Source organism: Endozoicomonas sp. SESOKO4, assembly GCF_024606275.1.
Genome location: NZ_JAHHPS010000176.1, coordinates 1 through 2,373 on the forward strand (window position 1 = coordinate 1; position 2,373 = coordinate 2,373).

General features: G+C 45.6%; 4 protein-coding genes. 2 read left to right on the plus strand and 2 right to left on the minus strand.

Translation table 11 applies throughout. The annotated features are described in order from the left end of the window. Positions 1 to 496: hypothetical protein (locus KDK16_RS03275; protein ID WP_257274661.1), on the plus strand; the 496-nt coding region annotated here is incomplete at its 5' end. Between the two features lie 148 nt (positions 497 to 644). Then, positions 645 to 956 carry a YqcC family protein gene (locus tag KDK16_RS03280; RefSeq protein ID WP_257253560.1) on the plus strand — a complete coding sequence of 104 codons (312 nt, stop codon included), beginning with the start codon at positions 645 to 647 and terminating at the stop codon, positions 954 to 956. 60 nt (positions 957 to 1,016) lie between these two features. On the opposite strand, the gene urtE is transcribed toward KDK16_RS03280, so the two are convergent. Both urtE and KDK16_RS03290 read right to left on the minus strand, forming a co-directional pair. Beyond that, the gene (urtE, locus tag KDK16_RS03285; protein ID WP_257274666.1) at positions 1,017 to 1,712 is read right to left on the minus strand and encodes an urea ABC transporter ATP-binding subunit UrtE; all 696 of its coding nucleotides are present in this window, start codon (positions 1,710 to 1,712) and stop codon (positions 1,017 to 1,019) included. Positions 1,713 to 1,749: 37 nt separating this feature from the next. Beyond that, positions 1,750 to 2,373, minus strand: a 624-nt coding sequence (locus KDK16_RS03290; protein ID WP_257274664.1) for an ATP-binding cassette domain-containing protein, incomplete at its 5' end; no start/stop codon positions are given.

Sequence of the window (2,373 nt, forward strand, 5' to 3'; positions counted from 1 at the left end):
TACGATACTTTACTGTTGTATGGCCCATCCAGAAATAAAAAAAATAACACCTAGTGATTTTTTAGTTAAGAGTAGTGATGAAAAGGAAGTAAGATTAAAAATAACGGGAATAGGAGTCATTGAATATATGGCTGAAGTTCAGCATACAAGCGAATTGTGCCAAGGCTGCCGCATGTTTATCATAAGAAATGATCGTGACCAATACTTTATACAGCATCAGAATTTTTTAGAAAAAGGGTCTGGTATTGGAAATGACCCGGCGAGATATGTACACATACCAATAAGATCTGGCAGAGTCAATCGTGAATCAATACAAAGCATTATTCTTTATCATCATTTACATCAACAATCTGAGTCTGAAATGATGACTACACCAATATCAGGACTAATGAGAGTATCTAATAACTCTTACCACTTACCCATGGAAGCAACCAATGCTGTGATGTCTATCGCTTTATCAGGTGAATTTAGTATTCTGCAGGAAGAAACGTTTTAGTATCTGCCTTAACTTCAACAGACTTATCGAATCAGCACAAAAATTCGTGTCTTTAGAAGGCCTTTGCGACACCTCTTCAGAGTGAGGAGGATATCAGGCTATTTTCATAGTAAAATACGTTTTGGGTTTTCAGGGTAAAAGACAGTCAATGAGCACAGAAGTTAGAGAGTTATTGATAGCTCTGGAAGCAGAGTTAAAAAGACTGGAGTGCTGGCAGGCTATGCCACCTTCGGCTCAGGCGCTGGCCAGTACAACACCTTTCTGCATGGATGCCATGGAATTTACTCAGTGGCTGCAATGGCTTTTTATTCCCCGGGTCCATGCCATTCTTGATCAGGGGGCTGACCTGCCAAAAGGTGCAAACATCAAGCCTTATGCTGAAGAAGCCCTGATGGTTGAGAAAATAGAAGCTACTCAACTGCTTTCGCTGGTGGAGCGTTTTGATCAGTTGATGAACTGATTATGATCGCAGAACAGATGGATACAGGCAGAATGTCTGGCTGTATTCATCCGCGCCGTTTTAAACGGTCATCAATTGCCTGACTTCTTCTTCATTCATCTCACTGCCTGCCCCAGACAGTACCAGTTCACCACGATCCATTACGGCATATCGATCGGCCAGATCCCGAGCAAATTCAAAGTATTGTTCTACCAGCAGAATGGCCATTTCTCCCCTGTCCCTGAGCATACCAACGACGGATTGAATATCTTTGATGATGGAAGGTTGAATGCCTTCGGTTGGCTCATCGAGAATTAACAACTCAGGTTGGGTAACCAGTGCCCGGGCAATAGCCAGTTGCTGTTGTTGTCCGCCAGAGAGGTCACCTCCACGACGATGTTTCATATCCAGCAATACAGGAAAAAGATCATAAATTTCCCGATCCACTTTACGCTCCGAACGCGGCAGACAGGCAAATCCTGTTTCCAGATTTTCCTGAACCGTGAGCAGCGGGAAAATCTGTCGACCCTGGGGTACATAAGCAATTCCCTGTCGGGCTCGTTGATGTGAAGTCAGATTATTGATGGACTGACCCTTCCAGAGTATCTGTCCCGACATTACTGAAACACGCCCGGCGACAGTATTCATCAATGTCGTTTTACCCACACCGTTACGACCCATAATACTGGTGACCTGACCTTTGTCCACTTTCAGGGAGACAGACTTCAGTGCCTGACTGGCACCGTAAAAAACATCTATGTTCTGTACTTCAAGCATATTATTCTCCAGCTCAGGGCTGCTATCTGGCCTGAGGCTATCTTCCCAGATAGACGTCGATGACTTTTTGATTCTGCTGAACATGGTCCAGCGACCCTTCTGCCAGTACACTGCCTTCATGAAGCACCATCACTTTACAGTCAAGTGCTTTGATAAAGGCCATGTCATGTTCGACTACCACAACGCTTCGCTCTTCTGACAGTTCCCGCAGCAGATCAGCGGTTCTGAAGGTTTCTTCATCGGTCATACCGGCTGCGGGCTCATCGATCAGCAAAAGCTCGGGGTCCTGAAGCAATAACATGCCTATCTCAAGCCACTGCTTCTGACCGTGAGAGAGAGATGCCCCCGCGAAGTCACGGCGATCCTGAAGGCGGATTCTGCTGAGGGTTTTCTCAATCTTTTTGAAGCCCTCTTTAGAAAGAGCTTTAAAGATGGATTCAAAAGGTGAACGACGACCTTTAAGAGCCAGTTCCAGGTTTTCCCAGACTGTCAGACTTTCGATGACAGAAGGCTTCTGAAACTTTCGGCCAATTCCCAGGTTGGCTACTTCGGCTTCGTCTTGCCGGGTGAGATCGATAGAGCCCCCGGACAGCCTTGTGCTTCCTTGATTAAAAAGCACCTCTCCGGTATCTGGTCGAGTTTTACCAGTGATGACGTCCAT